Below are 16,807 nucleotides of genomic sequence, written 5' to 3'. Positions count from 1 at the left end.
CATGCAGTTCAGGACCGGCACCATCGACGACGTCGCCACGCTGTGGGCCCTGCGCACGCGCTGCGTGCGCGAGACCTGCAGCAGCCACTATCCGGCGGAGGTCATCGCACCGTGGTCGGCCTCGCCACCACCGTCGCAGTACGCGCGGCTGTTGTCGCAGGGCGGATGCGTGGTGGCCGAGGACGGGCAGGGTGCCCTGCTCGGTTTCGGCGTGTTCGATGCCAACGCCAATGAAGTCGATGCGCTGTTTGTCGATCCGGATCGCGGCGGCAGGGGGATCGGCCAGGCACTGATGCAGCGGTTGCTGGCGATGGCCGACCACGAGCGCGAGGTAGTGCTGTCGGCCTCGCTCAATGCGGTGCCGTTCTATCAACGGCAGGGATTCATTGCCGTGCGGGAGGAAGCCTACCCGCATCCCAGCGGTGTGGCGCTGGCCTCGGTGAGCATGCGCAGGCCATGGTGATGTAGCGTCGAGCTTGCTCGACGGCTTTTGTAGAGTCGAGCCATGCTCGACTGCTTTATCGCCTGAATCAAAAAGCAGTCGAGCATGGCTCGACTCTACAATGCGGGTCTCATCGCCCGGCCAGCCATCCGATCACGCCTTCAGCAGCACGCAGGCCGCTGGCGTAGCACGCCGTCAGCAGATAGCCGCCGGTAGGTGCCTCCCAGTCCAGCATCTCGCCGGCACAGAACACGCCGGGCACTGCCCGCAGCATCAGGCCATCATCCAGCGCATCCAGGCGCACGCCGCCAGCCGTGCTGATCACCTCGGCCATCGGCCGTGGACGCAGCAGGCGCAACGGCAGGCGCTTGAGCGTGGCGGCCACGGCAGGCAGGTCGTTGCCCGCGTCCTTGCCAAGGATCTCGAACACCAGCGCGGCCTTCACTGCATCCAGGCCGGCCTGGCGACGCAGGTGTTCGCCGAAGCTGCGACCCTTGCGCGGGCGCGACAGATCGGCCAGCAGGCGTGCTTCATCGCGTCCCGGCACCAGGTCCAGCCACAGCATGGCGTGGCCATCGCGGTTGATTGTCTCGCGCAGGTCTGCGGCCAACGCGTAGATCAGGCTGCCTTCGATGCCGTACTCGCTGGCCACGCATTCGCCCTGCAGCGACTGCGATTGTCCCGCCAGGTCGAGCCAGTGCGCGACCACCGGCTTCAACGGCGCGCCGGCATTGCGCTGGGCGAAGAACGGCGTCCAGTCGATGTCGAAGCCGCAGTTGGCCGATTGCAGCGGCGCAATGTCCACGCCTCGTGCCTGCAAGGGGGCGACCCAGGCGCCATCACTGCCCAGCTGCGGCCAGCTGCCGCCGCCCATGGCCAGCACGGTGGCATCGGCGTGGACATCGATCTCGCCCGCTTCGGTGGCGAAGCGCAGCGCGCCGTCGTTGCCCCATCCGATCCAGCGGTGGTTGGCATGCAGGCGCACGCCCTGTTCCTTCAGCCGGCGCACCCAGCCGCGCAGCAGCGGCGCAGCCTTGCGGTCGACCGGGAACACGCGGCCGGAGCTGCCGACATAGGTTTCCACGCCAAAGCCGGCAGCCCAATCGCGCAGCGCCTGCGCGTCGAAGCCATCCAGCCAGCGACCAACCGCTTCGGCCCGCTCGCGGTAGCGGCTGTCGAACAGCGGCCGCGGATCGGAATGGGTGAGGTTGAGCCCGCCCTTGCCGGCGATCAGGAACTTGCGGCCGGGTGAACCCTTGGCCTCGTACAGGTCGACCTCCAGCCCAGCGGCGCGCAGGCGCTCGGCGGCGAACAGGCCGGCCGGGCCGCCGCCGATGACGGCGACCCGATGGGGCGATGCGGTATTACGGTTTGACATCGAGCAGCTCGACATCGAACACCAGCGACGAGCCGGCCGGGATCGGGCCAACCCGGCGGTCGCCGTAGCCGTAGTCCGGCGGGATCATCAGGGTGCGCTTGCCGCCGACCTTCATGCCGGCCACGCCCTCATCCCAGCCGCGGATGACCTGGCCGGCGCCGAGCGCGAAGGTGAACGGTTCGCCACGGCTGACCGAGCTGTCGAAGGTCTTGCCGTGCTTGGTTTCGGTGCGGTTGTCGTAGATCCAGCCGGTGTAGTGCACGGTCACCTTGTTGCCGGCAACGGCTTCGGCGCCGGTACCCGGGACGGTATCGATGCGCTCGAAGGTGGTCAGGGTGCCACCCGGCGGCGGGCCGGACGGTTCGGTCGAGCAGCCAACGGCGGCGAGGGACAGCAGCAGGGGAAGCAGCAGGCGGCGCATCGGGCGTCTCCGGAAGGGCGCAGGGCGAGGGCGGCAAGGGTAGCGCATCGGCGCCGGGTATCATGGGTACATGGCAAAACTCCTGCTCAATCTGCGCAATGTCGGCGACGACGAATATGCCGATGTCTGCACGCTGCTCGACCAGCACGGCATCGCCTGGTATCGCACCGAACCCAGCCCCTGGGGCATTTCCAACGGCGGCCTGTGGCTGCGCGAGGACACCGATCATCCGCGTGCGAAGGCGCTGATGGCGGAGTACCAGGCTGAGCGCGGGCCACGCATCCGTGCCGAGCGCGAGCAGGCGTTGCGCGATGGCACGGCGGAGACCTTCGGCAGCCTGTTCCGGCGGCGGCCGGCGTATGTGGTGCTGGTGCTGTTGGGGATGGTGGGTGCGGCGGCGCTGGTGCTGCTGCCGTTCGTGCTGTTGCGGGGGTAAGGGGGGCTTCTGGCCGGGTTGCACCCGGCACCCGCCGATGCCAGGGCAACTACAACAGCAACTACAACAGCAACAGCAACTACAACAGCAACAGCAGGCAATCCGTGGTGGGCAGGGCGGTGTGGGCAGGCGGGACACGCCGTAAACCCATCCTTGGGGGCTCGATGGCGCCATCCATGGCGCCAACGGTCCCGCCTGCCCACACCGCCCTGCCTCTGACAGGTTCCGGGTACCTGCCGGGGGTCGGATTCCTCTGCCGTGCAGAGGGATCCGACCCCTGAATCTGTCCGTGCGGGCGGGAGGCGCTAAAATGACGGGATGATCGCCAATACCGCTGCCTACCATTTCGCCGTCATCGACGCCCCCCAGGCCCTGTGCGATCAGTTGCTGGCGCGCGCCGAGGCGGCGCAGCTGCGCGGCACGATCCTGGTGGCGGGCGAGGGGCTGAACCTGTTCCTGGCCGGTGCGCCGAAGGCGGTCGAGGGCTTCTACGCCGCGCTGCATGCCGATGCGCGTTTTGCCGATATGCGGGTCAAGACCAGCCTGAGCGAGCATCAGCCGTTCGCGCGGCTGAAGGCCAAGGTGAAGGACGAGATCATCAGCTTCCGCCGTGATGACGGCCAGCCGCTGGAGTATCCGCGTGCACCGGCGATCGATCCGGCTACGGTGCAGCGTTGGCTGCGGCAGGGGCATGATGACGCCGGCAAGCCGGTGGTCATGCTCGATACGCGCAATCTGCAGGAAGTGGAGTACGGCACCTTCAAGGATGCGCTGGTGCTGCCCATCCACAAGTTCACCGACCTGCCCGAGGCGTTGGCGCCGCACCGCGAAGCGCTGAAGGACAGCACGGTGGTCAGTTTCTGCACCGGCGGCATTCGTTGCGAGAAGGCCGCGCTGTGGATGGTCAACGACGGCATGGACAACGTGCTGCAGCTCGATGGCGGCATCCTCGGCTACTTCGAGGAGGTGGGCGGCGAAGGTTACGAAGGCCGATGCTTCGTGTTCGACGAGCGCGTGGCGCTGGATGCCGAACTGAAGCCGATGGTCGACCAGGCGCTGCCGGAGCCGCGCCCCAGCGCGTTCTGATGTTTCCTTGGTAGAGCCGGCCGCTGGCCGGCTGCCAGGGCACTTTGCCTGCCGGCCAGCGGCCGGCACTACCGGATCAAGCGCGGTCAGCCCTGAACCCGTCCCACGGGAATCAGCATCCCGCCACCGTCACTGGCCGCCGCGCCTGGCCGACCCCATGCATGGGGGATCCTGTGACGGAAAACCGCCTGATGATCCCGTTGTCGATTCTTGACCTGGCCCCGGTCTGCGAGGGCAGCGACACCACCGCTGCCTTCGCCAACATGCTGGAACTGGCCCAGCATGCCGATGCGCTGGGGTACCGCCGCTACTGGCTGGCCGAACACCACAACATGCCCGGCATCGCCAGTGCGGCCACCGCCGTGCTGATCGGTCACGTGGCAGGTGGCACAAAGCGCATCCGTGTCGGTGCCGGCGGCATCATGCTGCCCAACCATGCGCCGCTGCAGGTGGCCGAGCAGTTCGGCACGCTCGCCTCGCTGTATCCGGACCGCATCGACCTCGGCCTGGGCCGTGCGCCGGGCACCGATCAGCCGACCGCGCGTGCACTGCGCCGCTATTTCGACAGCGCCGACCAGTTCCCGCAGGACGTGCGCGAGCTGCTGCATTACTTCGAGCCGGTACAGCCCGGGCAGGCCGTGCAGGCGGTTCCGGGTGGTGGCCTGCGGGTGCCGACATGGATCCTCGGTTCCAGCCTGTTCGGTGCGCGCATGGCTGCCTCGATGGGCCTGCCGTACGCGTTCGCCTCGCACTTCGCACCGGACGTGATGGACGAAGCGCTGGCGGTGTACCGCCGCGAATTCCGCCCCTCGGCCACGCTGAAGCAGCCGCACGCGATGCTGGCGTTGAACGTCGTCGCCAGCGACAGCGAGGCCGAATCGCGGCGCCTGTTCACCAGCCAGCAGCAGAGTTTCGTGAACCTGCGTCGCGGTCGGCCAGGCAAGATTCCGGCACCCATCGACGACATCGAGTCCTTCTGGGAGCCGCATGAAAAGCTGGGCGTGGAGCGAGCACTGGCCTGCACCGTGCTGGGGGATCCGCAGCAGGTGGCGGAAGGCATCGCCGCGTTCGTCGAGCGCCACAAGCCGGACGAACTGATGCTCACCGCCAACCTGTATGACCACCGCGCGCGCCTGCGCTCGTTCGAACTGGCGATGCAGGCCTGGCACGCCCGCCACGCGGGCTGAACAATTGCGTCACGGCCCATTGCGGCCGAACCGCGTCTGATGGGGGCTCATATCGAAGGAGCCCCCACATGGCCGACACCCGCGCCGAACACATTGCCCAACTGGCAGAACTGATCAAGGACGTGGAGGTGGCGATGTTCACCACCACCGGCGTTGACGGGCGACTCTACAGCCGGCCGCTGGCCACCCAGCAGGTCACCTTCGACGGTGATCTGTGGTTCGTCATCACTGCCGACAGCCCGAAGGTGGCCGAGATTGCGCTCGACCCCCGCGTCAACGTGGCCTATGCCTCACCCTCGAAGAACACCTATGTATCGGTGGCCGGGCGCGCGCGCGTGGTTGATGATCGCGCGAAGATCGAAGAGCTGTGGTCGCCAGCGATGAAGCTGTTCTTCCCGGGTGGCAAGGACGACCCGAACCTGCGCCTGATCCAGGTGCGCGCCGACTCGGCCGAGTACTGGGATGGTCCGGGCACGCTGCTGGGCACGGCACTCAGTTTCGTGCTGTCGGCGGTGCAGGACGAGCCCGCGCCTTTGGCCGACAACGGCTTCATCGACCTGCGCTGAGAGCCGATGTCCGGTATTGGTAGTGCCGGCCGCTGGCCGGCAATCCTGGAAACGTGGCAGCCGGCCAGCGGCCAGCGGCCGGCTGTACCGGGTTCCGGCTCAGAACCAGCGCTGGAACAGCTCCATCGTATAGCCCACCAGCTGCCCCGAACTGAAACCGAAGAAGGCGATCGCCGCCAGCGCCGCGATCCAGTTGAACAGCATCAGCGCGCCATCGCGTTCCAGCAGCGCCAGCGAGAACAGCAGCAGCTGGAAGCCGAACAGGAAGTTGGTGAAGGGAATCGGCAACGACAGCAGGATGCCCAGCAGTACCAGCAGCAGGCCGCTGAAGGCGTGGGCCGGCAGCGGTGTCAGAAGCTGCGGCAGGCGCGGTTTCAGCATCTTGTCCAACCGCCGCAGCGGGCGATCGATGCGGTCCAGGAAACGGTGCATGGTGCCGCGCCTGGGGCCGCGGCGGGCAATGAAGCCAGGCAGCCAGGGCCGGCGCAGGCAGAACAGCATCTGCAGGCCGATCAGGATCACCAGCGGACCGCTGACTGCGCCGCCCATGCCCGGGATCGGGATGAACGAGGGCAGGATCGCCACGAACAGGAACACGCCGAACGCGCTCTGCTGCAGGTTGCACAGGATCTGGCCGAGCGGCATGTGCTCGGCCGGGTCGCCGGAGGCGAACATCTCCAGCAGGGTGCGGATGCCCTCGTTGCGGTAGGCGGGGCGCTTGACGCCCGGGCCCTGGCCGGCCTCAGGCGGTGAGCTCATCGGCCTGCTCGTCGGACAGCGTGCGCAGCAGCAGCTTGTCCACCCGCGCACCGTCCAGGTCGACCACTTCGAAGCGCCAGCCGGCCCAGTCGAAATACTCGCCGGCGTGCGGGATGCGGCCGAAGTAGTGGATGCACATGCCGGCCAGCGTGTAGTAGTCACCATCCTCGGCATCGGGCAGGTCGTTGCTGCCGATCAGTTCGCGCACGTCTTCGATCGGCAGCGAGCCGTCCACCAGCAGCGAACCGTCTTCGCGGGTCACCACCAGTGCGTCCTCGTCGGCGTTCTCCACGGCCTGCAGGCGGCCGACCACGGCACCCATCAGGTCGCTGATGGTCACCAGCCCCTGGATCTCGCCGTACTCGTCCACCACCAGCGCCATCGACTGCTGTTCCTCGCGGAAGATCTCCAGCAGCTTCATCGCGTGGGTCGATTCGGAGACGTACAGCGGTTCGCGCAGGGTCTGGAACAGCGCGTTGTCACCGCGCGCCATGCGCGTGGCCAGCGATTTCAGTTCAAGCACGCCGACCACGTCCATGTCGTTGTCGCGGTACACCGGGTACCGCGAGAACTCGTGCTCGGCCATGATGTCCAGGTTGCGCTCCAGGCCGGCCTGGGTATCCAGCCAGGCGATGCGGTTGCGCGGGGTCATCAGGCTGTCGGCGGTGCGGTCGCCCAGGCGCATCACGCGGTTCATCATGTCGCGCTCGTGGGCGTCGATCACGCCGGCCTCGTGGCTCTCGGCCACCAGCATGCGGATCTCTTCTTCGGTCACCGAGGCGACTTCATCCTTGCCCAGGCCGAACAGGCGCAGCACCAGCTGGGTGGTCTTGGACAGCAGCCAGACGAAGGGCAGCGCCAGCTTGGCCAGCCAGCTCATCGGCATCGCGACCAGGCCGGCAATGGCCTCCGAGCGGGTCAGCGCCAGGCGCTTGGGCACCAGTTCACCGAAGATCAGCGTGATGAAGGTGATCAGGCTGACCGCCAGCGCGGTACCGATGTTGCCGGCGTAGGCAAAGCCCGGCATCAGGCCCTGGATCCAGCCGGCGAAGGCTTCACCCAGTGCTTCACCACCGAGGTAGCCGGTCAGCACGCCGATCACGGTGATGCCGATCTGCACGGTGGACAGGAAGCTCTCCGGCTTCTCCGACAGCTCCAGCGCCTTGGCGGCGCGCTTGGAGGTGGCGGCCATCTGCTTCAGGCGGCTCTTGCGCGAGGTCATGACCGACATCTCGGACATGGCGAAGAAGCCGTTCAGCAGAACAAGCGCGAAGACAATCAGGATCATTTCAAACACGGGCGTCGTCCCCGGTTGGTGGCAGGGAGGGCGGGTGCTTGCGATGGCGGCTGGCGCTCAGGAACCGGGTCCGGCGCGGCGCAGGGGGATAAGGGTCGTCGTCCATAAGGTGCGCCCGAAGGCGCGCTGGCATCTTAGCAAAGGGGCGTGGCAGGGTGGCAACCGCCTGTTCAGGTTGGGGGTTCCCAGGCCTCGAAAGGGGGCAGGGATACCCGTGATGGTCATCTAGCCGTCATAATTCCGTCTGGTGCCGTCCTTCCCGCGACGGCTGACAGGTTTCTCAATGTTCTCTCTGCAGACCATTTTCGGTTCCGGCAAACAGTTCTACACCCTGCTCGATGAGGCTGCCGTCGCGGCTTCCGACGCCGCCAAGGCGCTGCATTCCATGCTGCGCGAGGCCGACCGCCAGCCCGCGCTGGACGCCTTCAAGCTGGCCCGCCTGCGCGAACGCGCGGCCTCGGACAAGATCAGCCAGGCGCTGGTGGACAGCTTCATGACCCCGATCGAGCGCGAAGACATCGAAGCGCTGGGCTCGGCGCTGTACAAGATTCCGAAGCAGATCGAGAAGTTCGCCGATCGCTATTCGCTGGCCACGACCCACCTGGAGCACATCGACTTCGCGCCGCGCGCGGCGATGCTGGAACAGGCTGCTGGCGTAGTGGTGGAGATGGTGGCCGACCTGCGCCACATGAACCTGGACCGGATGACCGCGCTCAACGAGAAGCTGCGTTCGCTGGAGAACGAGGCCGACCGCCTGATGCTCGAGCTGTACCGCGACATCTACTCGGGCCGCCTGGACAACCTGCAGATGTTCCTGCTGAAGGAATTCTTCGAGATCCTGGAAAAGGCCATCGACCGCTGCCGCGAGGCCGGCGTGGTGGCGTACCAGATCGTGTTGAAGAACAGCTGACGGACGCCGCCGCATGTTGACCCTTGTCCTGGTGGTGATCCTGGCCGCGCTCGTCTTCGAGTTCATCAACGGCTTCCACGACACCGCCAACTCCATTGCCACCGTGGTGGCGACCAAGGTGCTCTCGCCCGGCTGGGCGGTGATGCTGGCCGCCTTCATGAACCTCATCGGCGCGTTGACCGGTACCGCGGTGGCGCTGACCATCGCTTCGGGCCTGCTCAACACCAACGTGGTCGACGTCACCCCGCAGGTGATCCTGTGTGCCCTGCTGGGCGGCATCATCTGGAACCTGATCACCTGGTGGAAGGGGCTGCCGTCCTCGTCCTCGCACGCCCTGATCGGTGGCCTCTGCGGCGCCGGCCTGGCTGCGGCCCACAACAACTGGGACGCGCTGATCTGGTCCGAGCGCCTGGGCAGCTGGGCGCAGAACAAGGGCCTGCTGTGGAAGGTGTTCGTGCCGATGATCACCTCGCCGATTGCCGGCTTCCTGCTCGGCATCGTGGTGATGGTGCTGCTGTGGGCGCTGATCGCCGGCCTGGCCAAGATCGGTGGTGCCATCGGCCGGCTGGCCCGCCCGCGCATCGTCAACGCGTTCTTCGGCAAGGCCCAGATCGCCTCGGCGGCCTATATGGGCTTTGCCCACGGCCACAATGACGCGCAGAAGACCATGGGCATCATCGCCATGACCCTGATCGGTGCCGAAGCGACCGGTGCGCTGGATGACCTGCCGTCGTGGCTGGCCTTCATGCACCCGGACGCCAGCGCCGGTGACGGCATCGCGATGTGGATCGTGCTGACCTGTGCGGTGGTGATGGCCGCCGGTACCGCCTCGGGCGGCTGGAAGATCATCAAGACCCTGGGCCACAAGATGGTCAAGCTGCACCCGATCCACGGCTTCGCCGCGGAGACCAGCTCGGCCACCATCCTGACCCTGGCCGCCCACTTCGGCATGCCGGTCTCGACCACGCACAGCATCTCCACCGCGATCATGGGCGTCGGCTTCGCCAAGAACCCGCGTTCGCTGAAGTTCGGCGTGATCGAACGCATCGTCTGGGCCTGGATCCTGACCATCCCGGCCGCCGGCGGCTGCGCGTACCTGATCCTCAAGTTGTTCGCCCTGTTCGGCTGGACCTGATGCCAGCGGCCTTGGGGTCAGAGCCCTTTCCCTGCGGGAAAAGGATCTGACCCCGACAATCGAGAAAGCCCGCCGGATTCCGGCGGGCTTTTTTCATGGGCAGATCGTTTTTCCGTATCCAGCGTGTCGACCAAGGTCGACACCTACCAACAGCAGCAGGAACCTGTCAGCGGCGGGGTGGGGTGGGGTTGCAGGACCGTTGGCGCCATGGATGGCGCCATCGAGCCCCCAAGGATGGGTTTACGGCGTGTCCTGCAACCCCACCCCACCTCGCCAGCCCTCAGGAAGCCAGTTTTTGCCGTTGCCGTTGCCGTTGATCCGGCGGGTGCCGGGCCGCAGGCCCGGCCAAACCCCTCAGTTACGCTTGAACAGCGCCTGCACATCCTTCCTGAACGCTGCCTGGCTGTCCGCCCGGCTGTAGAACATGTGCCCGCCCGGGTAGCTCCGCACCTGCACCCGGTCCGGATTGCTGCCCATCGCCGGCATCTGGTCCACCGTCAGGATCGACCCCATGAACGGGCACGACAGATCATTCCAGCCATGCACGATCAGCACCTGCAGATGCGGATCGATCGCCACCGCCTGGCGCAGCTGGGTCACCGCCCCTTGGCGCAGCTCGCCATTGCGGTCCCACAAGTGGTTCACATCGTAGTTCAGCGCCTGGTAGCGCGCATCCACCTTCCAGCCGACCACGCGCGTCACGAAGTCGACCATCGCCGTGGTGGTTGGCGCGATGATGCTGTCCAGCAGCGGATCGTTGGCACGCTGTTCCGGATCGTTCGGGAACGGATCGAACGCGGTCACGTTGGAGTCGTAGCGGCTGCCCAGCGTGCCTTTGTCGCGGAACACCTCACGCAGATACGCCTGTGTCTCCAGGCGGCCACCGGCGCGGCGTACGAACTGCGGGTCCAGCCCGGTCAGCTCGGTCACCCGGCGCAGCATCGCCTCGGTCGCCTGTGGGTCACTGCGGCCCTTCATCAGCGCGGTGGCGTAGTCGCCACGGGTGTATTCCACCACCTCACGCATCGCCGCATCGGTCAGCTTGCCCTGGCGCTCCAGGTGCGCTGCGGCGATCGACGGCAGCGTCTGCATCCAGGCCATCGGCGACACGTCGGCATTGTCTTCCAGCGTCGGGCTCAGGTAGGGCGAGACCAGCACCAGGCCGTTCAGCGCCACGCCCAGCCGGGTCTGCAGGAAGTGGGTGATGCGCGGGCCGCGGTAGCCACCGTAGCTCTCGCCGGTCAGGTACTTGCGTGACGCCATGCGCTGGTTGCGCAGCAGCCAGTCATAGATCGAGCGCGACAGGTACTCGATGTCAGCACCGGGGTTGTACAGCCGCTCCTTCGCTTCGTCATCGCCAATGCGCGCGCGGCTGAAGCCGGTGCCGACCGGATCGATGAACACCAGGTCGGTGAAGTCCAGCCAGGTGCCCGGGTTGTCGTGCAGGGTGGCCGGCGCGGACGCGCTGTCACCCTCGGAGCCGAAGGTCACCACCTTGGGCCCGATCGCGCCCATGTTGAGGTACACCGACGACGCACCGGGGCCGCCATTGAGCGCGAAGGTCACCGGCCGGTCCTTGCCCGGCATCGTGTAGGCAGTGAACACCACATCCGCGATCACCTTGCCCTTCTCGTCACGCACCGGCAGCGTACCGACGGTGGCGGTGTAGTCGAGGGTACGGCCAGCCAGGCGCATGCTCTGGCGAGCCGACGCATCAGCGGGCAGCGCAGGCGCTTCAGTCTTGTCGTCGTTCGGATCGTGTTTGGCGTCGGGCGCGGCCAGCACGCTGGCAGGGGCGATGAGCAGGCCAACGCAGAGCGCGGCAGTGTGCAGCAGGAACTTCATGGCACCGTATCGGCAGCGGAAGGGGATTCCGATGCTAGGCCGGTGGCGGGCCATGCCGTATGTGTCCAAAGGCATGGCCGTGCGTTGAGCTTGCCACTGGCCAGATTGGGTCAAGCGGGCAGGACGGTGGCCGCCTCATCGTCGGCCAGCAGGCCATACACGGCCGAATCCGACAGTTCGCCCTGGATGCGCCAGCGCTGGCGCAGCACGCCCTCGCGGTGGAAGCCGAGGCGGTCGAGCACGCGTGCCGACGGCACATTGCGTGGATCGATCTCGGCCTCGATGCGATGCAGGCGGAGGGTGCCGAACAGGTAGGCCAGCATCTGTCGCAGGGCCTCGTGCATGTAGCCCTGGCCCTGACGATCGGGTGCAAGCAGGTAGCCGATCTCGGCGCGTGAGGCGTCTCGATCGATCGCGAACACCACGCAGATGCCCAGCAGCGGACCCTCCAGCGATTCGCGCACGGCCAGCTTCAGCTGGGTGCCGATGGCGTGGGCGGCAAGGTCGTCGTCGATCTGTTCGCGGGCTTCGGCCGGTCGTGTCCAGGCCGGGTGGTTCCACCAGCGCATCACGTCCGGGTTGGATTGCAGCGTGAACAGCGCAGCGGCGTCGTCACGGCGGATCGGGCTCAGGACCAGGCGCGCGCTGTGCAGCGGCAGGCCGGGGAACAGCAGCGAGTGGCTGGCCAATACGGTGGTCCACACGGATGGACGCGCATTATGGCGCCACCGGGTTTGCCGATGGGGTCGTAATGCCTGTAGAGCCGATGCCCGGCTGCCGTGAATGGCCGGGGTCGTATCCCTTTCCGCAGGAAAGGGCTCTGACCCCACTGCCGACCGTCTTGCCGCGTGCCTGGGGTCAGAGCCGTTCCCCGCTGGGAAACGGATCCGACCCCGGTCAGGGATCAGGCTTCCAGCGAAGCCAGGTCGCCCTTGGTCTCCAGCCAGCCCTTGCGGTCCGACGCACGCTTCTTGGCCAGCAGCATGTCCATCAGCGAGCTCGTCTGCTCGCGATCGTCCACGGTCAGCTGCACCAGGCGACGGGTATCCGGGTGGATGGTGGATTCACGCAGCTGCGGCGGATTCATCTCGCCCAGGCCCTTGAAGCGGGTGACGCTGATGGCGCCCTTGATCTTCTCGCGCTCGATCTTGTCCAGCATCGTGCGCTTCTCTTCCTCGTCCAGGGCGTAGAACACCTGCTTGCCCACGTCGATGCGGAACAGCGGCGGCATCGCCACGAACACGTGGCCGGCATCGACCAGCGCCGGGAAGTGCTTCAGGAACAGTGCGGTGAGCAGGGTGGCGATGTGCAGGCCGTCGGAGTCCGCGTCGGCCAGGATGATGACCTTGCCGTAGCGCAGGCCGCTGATGTCGTCCTTGCCGGGATCGCAACCGATGGCGATGGCCAGGTTGTGCACTTCTTCCGAGGCCAGCACGCTGTTGGACGAGACTTCCCAGGTGTTCAGGATCTTGCCGCGCAACGGCATGATCGCCTGGAAATCCTTGTCGCGTGCCTGCTTGGCGCTGCCACCTGCCGAATCACCTTCCACCAGGAACAGCTCGGTGCGCGACAGGTCCTGGCTGATGCAGTCGGCCAGCTTGCCAGGCAGGGCCGGGCCCTGGGTCACCTTCTTGCGGACGACCAGCTTTTCGGTCTTCAGGCGCGCGCTGGCGCGCTCGATGGCGATCTGCGCGATCTTCTCGCCCAGTTCCACGTTCTGGTTCAGCAGCAGGCTGAAGGCATCGTGGGCGGCGCCTTCAACGAAGCCGGCGGCCTGGCGCGAGGACAGGCGTTCCTTGGTCTGGCCACTGAACTGCGGGTCGGTCATCTTCAGCGACAGCACGAACGACACGCGGTCCCATACGTCTTCCGGGGCCAGCTTGACGCCACGCGGCAGCAGGTTGCGGAAGTCGCAGAACTCGCGCAGCGCCTCGGTCAGGCCGGTGCGCAGGCCGTTGACGTGGGTGCCATGCTGGGCGGTGGGGATCAGGTTGACGTAGCTTTCCTGCACCAGCTCGCCTTCCGGCAGCCAGGCCACGGCCCAGTCCACGATCTCGGTGTCTTTCTTCAGGTTGCCGACGAACAGCTCGGCCGGCAACATCTCGCGATCGCCCAGCTCCAGCTTCAGGTAATCGCGCAGACCGTCTTCGTAGTACCAGGTATCGACTTCACCGGTGGCCTCGTCGGTCAGCTTCACGGTCAGGCCCGGGCACAGCACGGCCTTGGCGCGCAGCAGGTGCTTGAGCGCGCGCACCGCGAACTTGGGCGTATCGAAGTACTTCGGGTCCGGCCAGAAGCGCACGCGGGTACCGGTGTTCTTCTTGCCGACGCTGCCGACCACTTCCAGCGGGGTGGCGCGGTCGCCGTTGCGGAAGGTGATGCGGTGCTCGGCACCTTCGCGCTTGATGTGCACCTCGACCAGGGTCGACAGCGCATTGACCACGCTGACGCCGACGCCGTGCAGGCCGCCGGAGAAGGTGTAGTTGTTGTTGCTGAACTTGCCGCCCGCATGCAGGCGGGTGAGGATCAGCTCGACACCCGGGATCTTCTCTTCCGGGTGGATGTCCACCGGCATGCCGCGGCCGTCATCGCTGACCTCCACGCTGCCGTCCTTGTACAGGGTGATCTCGATCGAGCGCGCATGGCCGGCGAGGGCCTCGTCCACCGAGTTGTCGATCACTTCCTGCGCCAGGTGGTTCGGGCGCGCGGTGTCGGTATACATGCCGGGACGGCGCTTGACCGGGTCAAGGCCGGACAGGACTTCAATATCGGCGGCGTTATAACGGGCGTTCATCTGTCTTCGAAAGCTTGGAGCGACGGGCAAGTGTGGGGTCTGGCACGGGATTTTGCACGCCTGCGGTTCAGTCTCGGCGACGCAGAGGGGGTAAAATGGCAGTCGCTGGAATCTGAACGCCGGCGACCCCCGTTGGGTCGAAACGTCCAAGCCATACCGCGAGGAGGACCTCATGAAGAAGTTGCTGACCATTGCGATCCTGGCCGCTGCCGCCGTTGCAGTGCCGCTGGTGGTGGCGCAGAACGCCGGCCAGCCGGCCCCGCAGCAGGGTGACCAGGCCGACAAGGCGCAGGCCGAAGCCGATGCCAAGGCCAAGCGCCGCGCGCAGGCCAATGCCGAAATGAAGGCGCAGGGCCAGCCGGCCCCGCAGAAGGAAGAAGAGGAAGAAGCGCGCAAGAAGCGCTGATCCCGTCCCCTGCCAGGCGCCCTTGCGACAAGGGTTGCGCTCCGGAACGCCCCGCTCAGCGGGGCGTTTCTTTTTGGGAACGTGGCGTCTGCCCCTTGGGTTGGCGGCCATCAATCTGTAAACTATGGCTTTCCGGGAGTAAGTGCGTGTCCACCATTTGCGAATGGGCTGGAGCGGCCAAGCGTGGCTTCCAGCATGGCGGGTCGCAGGTGACGGTCGAATTGACCGGCACGGCCACCCCGACCTCGCACGATGGTCCCCGTCCGGCGCCTGCCGCTGCGCGGATCCGCACCTCCCTCGCTGTCCCAGCGAACCGGAAAACCCCCTCCGAGCACCATGCCTGCCCTCCGGGTGCGCGTGGTGCTGCCGTTTTCCATTTCCAGACAGGATGCTTGCAGCCATGACTCCCTTGATTTTCGTAACCGGCGGCGTGGTGTCCTCGCTCGGCAAAGGCATTGCCGCTGCGTCACTGGCCGCCATTCTCGAAGCCCGTGGCCTGAAGGTCACGATGATGAAGCTCGACCCGTACATCAACGTCGACCCGGGCACCATGAGCCCGTTCCAGCACGGTGAGGTCTACGTCACCGACGACGGCGCCGAGACCGACCTCGACCTGGGCCACTACGAGCGCTTCGTGCGTACCCGCCTGAGCCGCAAGAACTCGGTCACCACCGGCCGCATCTACGAGAACGTGATCCGCAAGGAGCGCCGCGGCGACTACCTGGGCGCGACCGTGCAGGTCATTCCGCACATCACCGACGAGATCCGCCGCTGCATCGACGAAGCCACCGAAGGCTACGACGTGGCGCTGGTCGAGATCGGCGGTACCGTCGGCGACATCGAGTCGCTGCCGTTCCTGGAAGCGATCCGCCAGGTGCGCACCGAGCGTGGCCCGGAGAAGGCGCTGTTCATGCACCTCACCCTGGTGCCGTACATCGGCGCCGCCGGTGAGCTGAAGACCAAGCCGACCCAGCATTCGGTGAAGGAGCTGCGCTCGATCGGCATCCAGCCGGACGTGCTGCTGTGCCGTTCGGAACAGGCCGTGCCGGATTCGGAGCGCCGCAAGATCGCCCAGTTCACCAACGTTTCCGAGCGCGCGGTGATCAGCGTGCCGGACGTGGATGTGCTGTACCGCATTCCGTCGGGCCTGCATGCGCAGGGCCTGGATGAGATCGTGGTCAACCAGCTGAAGCTGGCCGACAAGGTCGGTCCGGTCGATCTGTCGATGTGGGAAGACGCGGTCGACGCGACCCTGCATCCGCTGGACGAAGTGACCATCGCCGTGGTCGGCAAGTACGTCGACCACCAGGACGCCTACAAGTCGGTCGGCGAAGCACTGAAGCACGGCGGCCTGCGCCAGCGCACCAAGGTCAACCTGAAGTGGCTGGAAGCACAGGACCTGGAAGGCACCGACATGGCCGCACTGGCCGATGTCGACGGCATCCTGGTGCCGGGTGGCTTCGGTGACCGTGGTTTCGAGGGCAAGGTGCTGACCTCGAAGTTCGCCCGCGAGCAGCACGTGCCGTACTTCGGCATCTGCTACGGCATGCAGGCGGCCGTCGTCGATTACGCCCGCAACGTGGTCGGCCTGGAGGGTGCCAACAGCACCGAGAACGACCGCCAGTCGCCGAACCCGGTGATCGGCCTGATCACTGAGTGGCGCACGGCAACCGGCGACGTCGAAAAGCGTGATGACAAGAGCGACCTCGGTGGCACCATGCGTCTGGGCCTGCAGGAGCAGCGCCTGAAGCCGGGCACGCTGGCCCGCGAGCTGTACGGCAAGGACGTGGTTGCCGAGCGCCACCGCCACCGCTACGAGTTCAACAACCGCTACCGCACCCAGCTGGAAGATGCGGGCCTGGTGATCGCCGGCAAGTCGATGGACGACACCCTGGTGGAAGTGGTGGAGCTGCCGCGCGATGCGCACCCGTGGTTCCTGGCCTGCCAGGCGCACCCGGAATTCCTGTCCACGCCGCGTGATGGCCACCCGCTGTTCATCGGTTTCATCCGTGCCGCGCGCGAGCGCAAGGCCGGCGGCAAGCTGCTGCAGGAAGCCCGCGCCTGACTTGTGATGGGGGCCGCTGGCCCCCATCTTGCACGCTTCAACCCCCAGCGCACCGGCCCGGCCGGTGCCGCGGACAACAA

Annotated in this window: 16 protein-coding genes; 9 read left to right on the top strand and 7 right to left on the bottom strand. The window is 66.6% G+C overall.

Features of this window, described 5'->3' with window-relative positions:
- Position 1 precedes the first annotated feature (1 nt).
- Positions 2-463 carry a GNAT family N-acetyltransferase gene (locus tag D5301_RS06480; protein WP_153855168.1) on the top strand — a complete coding sequence of 154 codons (462 nt, stop codon included), beginning with the start codon at positions 2-4 and terminating at the stop codon, positions 461-463.
- A 109-nt stretch (positions 464-572) separates the two neighbouring features.
- Here the strand turns inward: D5301_RS06480 and D5301_RS06475 are convergent, their stop codons facing one another.
- Entirely contained in the window at positions 573-1,820 is a 1,248-nt protein-coding gene (locus tag D5301_RS06475; RefSeq protein ID WP_110711829.1) for a TIGR03862 family flavoprotein, read from the bottom strand.
- Positions 1,807-2,241: an FKBP-type peptidyl-prolyl cis-trans isomerase gene (locus D5301_RS06470; protein WP_049421508.1), complete on the bottom strand. Its 435-nt coding sequence runs from the start codon at positions 2,239-2,241 to the stop codon at positions 1,807-1,809. Before D5301_RS06470 ends, D5301_RS06475 begins: the two co-directional genes overlap by 14 nt.
- Before the next feature lie 70 nt (positions 2,242-2,311).
- Between D5301_RS06470 and D5301_RS06465 the strand changes: the two genes are divergently transcribed.
- From D5301_RS06465 to D5301_RS06450, 4 genes are all read left to right on the top strand, one after another.
- Entirely contained in the window at positions 2,312-2,677 is a 366-nt protein-coding gene (locus D5301_RS06465; RefSeq protein WP_153855167.1) for a DUF6164 family protein, read from the top strand.
- Positions 2,678-2,995: 318 nt separating this feature from the next.
- On the top strand, positions 2,996-3,763 hold the full coding sequence (locus D5301_RS06460) for a sulfurtransferase (RefSeq protein WP_153855166.1): 768 nt from the start codon (positions 2,996-2,998) through the stop codon (positions 3,761-3,763).
- Between the two features lie 191 nt (positions 3,764-3,954).
- On the top strand, positions 3,955-4,950 hold the full coding sequence (locus D5301_RS06455) for an LLM class flavin-dependent oxidoreductase (RefSeq protein ID WP_043402145.1): 996 nt from the start codon (positions 3,955-3,957) through the stop codon (positions 4,948-4,950).
- 68 nt (positions 4,951-5,018) lie between these two features.
- Positions 5,019-5,516: a pyridoxamine 5'-phosphate oxidase family protein gene (locus D5301_RS06450; RefSeq protein WP_110711832.1), complete on the top strand. Its 498-nt coding sequence runs from the start codon at positions 5,019-5,021 to the stop codon at positions 5,514-5,516.
- A 99-nt stretch (positions 5,517-5,615) separates the two neighbouring features.
- Here D5301_RS06450 and D5301_RS06445 read toward each other — a convergent pair whose 3' ends face one another.
- Both D5301_RS06445 and D5301_RS06440 read right to left on the bottom strand, forming a co-directional pair.
- Positions 5,616-6,275, bottom strand: coding sequence for an exopolysaccharide biosynthesis protein (locus D5301_RS06445; RefSeq protein WP_110711833.1), 660 nt, complete (start codon positions 6,273-6,275; stop codon positions 5,616-5,618).
- Positions 6,259-7,563, bottom strand: a complete 1,305-nt coding sequence (locus tag D5301_RS06440; RefSeq protein ID WP_110711834.1) for a hemolysin family protein — start codon at positions 7,561-7,563, stop codon at positions 6,259-6,261. The genes D5301_RS06445 and D5301_RS06440 overlap by 17 nt, the downstream gene beginning before the upstream one ends.
- A 292-nt stretch (positions 7,564-7,855) precedes the next feature.
- On the opposite strand from D5301_RS06440, the gene D5301_RS06435 reads away from it, so the two are divergent.
- Together D5301_RS06435 and D5301_RS06430 are read left to right on the top strand one after the other, a co-directional pair.
- Positions 7,856-8,482, top strand: a complete 627-nt coding sequence (locus D5301_RS06435) for a DUF47 family protein (RefSeq protein WP_004152833.1) — start codon at positions 7,856-7,858, stop codon at positions 8,480-8,482.
- Between the two features lie 13 nt (positions 8,483-8,495).
- Entirely contained in the window at positions 8,496-9,617 is a 1,122-nt protein-coding gene (locus tag D5301_RS06430) for an inorganic phosphate transporter (RefSeq protein ID WP_110711836.1), read from the top strand.
- Positions 9,618-9,971: 354 nt separating this feature from the next.
- Here the strand turns inward: D5301_RS06430 and D5301_RS06425 are convergent, their stop codons facing one another.
- From D5301_RS06425 to parE, 3 genes are all read right to left on the bottom strand, one after another.
- On the bottom strand, positions 9,972-11,462 hold the full coding sequence (locus tag D5301_RS06425; RefSeq protein ID WP_153855165.1) for a S10 family peptidase: 1,491 nt from the start codon (positions 11,460-11,462) through the stop codon (positions 9,972-9,974).
- Between the two features lie 110 nt (positions 11,463-11,572).
- Positions 11,573-12,151 carry a GNAT family protein gene (locus D5301_RS06420; protein ID WP_153855164.1) on the bottom strand — a complete coding sequence of 193 codons (579 nt, stop codon included), beginning with the start codon at positions 12,149-12,151 and terminating at the stop codon, positions 11,573-11,575.
- Between the two features lie 215 nt (positions 12,152-12,366).
- Positions 12,367-14,256, bottom strand: a complete 1,890-nt coding sequence (gene parE / locus D5301_RS06415) for a DNA topoisomerase IV subunit B (protein ID WP_110711838.1) — start codon at positions 14,254-14,256, stop codon at positions 12,367-12,369.
- Positions 14,257-14,428: 172 nt separating this feature from the next.
- Here parE and D5301_RS06410 point away from each other — a divergent pair, with 172 nt between their 5' ends.
- The gene (locus D5301_RS06410; RefSeq protein WP_014036734.1) at positions 14,429-14,662 is read left to right on the top strand and encodes a hypothetical protein; all 234 of its coding nucleotides are present in this window, start codon (positions 14,429-14,431) and stop codon (positions 14,660-14,662) included.
- Between the two features lie 400 nt (positions 14,663-15,062).
- Positions 15,063-16,727 carry a CTP synthase gene (locus tag D5301_RS06405; protein WP_032130113.1) on the top strand — a complete coding sequence of 555 codons (1,665 nt, stop codon included), beginning with the start codon at positions 15,063-15,065 and terminating at the stop codon, positions 16,725-16,727.
- Positions 16,728-16,807 lie beyond the last annotated feature (80 nt).

It is taken from the genome of Stenotrophomonas sp. MH181796 (assembly GCF_009659995.1).
Classification (GTDB): domain Bacteria; phylum Pseudomonadota; class Gammaproteobacteria; order Xanthomonadales; family Xanthomonadaceae; genus Stenotrophomonas; species Stenotrophomonas riyadhensis.
Note: the sequence above shows the minus strand (reverse complement) of the source record. Positions and strands in the feature narration are given on the sequence as shown.